Raw genomic sequence first — 408 nt, forward strand, 5'->3', positions numbered from 1 at the left:
TAATGCAGTTTCCGGACAGAACCAAGCCGTGGAGCAATGGCTGCCTTGGCGTGCCCGGAAAATCGATAGGCCCTGTCGGATCTCATCAGCACCAAACGTCTTCCAGACGATCGTGCGGCCAGCAATCAAGCCAGCCGACAGTCGTCAAACAATCACGGCGATCTATTTCAACGGCCAGCACGCGACCGACAATCAGAGAAGGAGGCGATTATGCTCGCAAACAGCAACGCAACGGCAAATCTGGCGGTAAGGGACCTGGCAAAGGCCAAGGCTTTCTACGAGGGAACGCTTGGCCTGAAACAGGTGCACGATGAGGGCGGCGAACTGATCGTCTACAAAAGCGGCGATACCACCCTCAACGTCTATCATTCTCAATTTGCCGGAACCAACAAGGCGACAGCCTGTCTC

The 408-nt window shown here is 55.4% G+C and carries 1 protein-coding gene; it reads left to right on the forward strand.

From position 1 onward, the window contains the following. Positions 1 to 210 precede the first annotated feature (210 nt). On the forward strand, positions 211 to 408 hold a 198-nt coding region (locus EOB49_RS34765), incomplete at its 3' end, for a VOC family protein (RefSeq protein WP_206526208.1).

Origin of the sequence: Mesorhizobium sp. M7A.F.Ca.MR.148.00.0.0 (assembly GCF_003997735.1) — a bacterium.
Classification (GTDB): domain Bacteria; phylum Pseudomonadota; class Alphaproteobacteria; order Rhizobiales; family Rhizobiaceae; genus Mesorhizobium.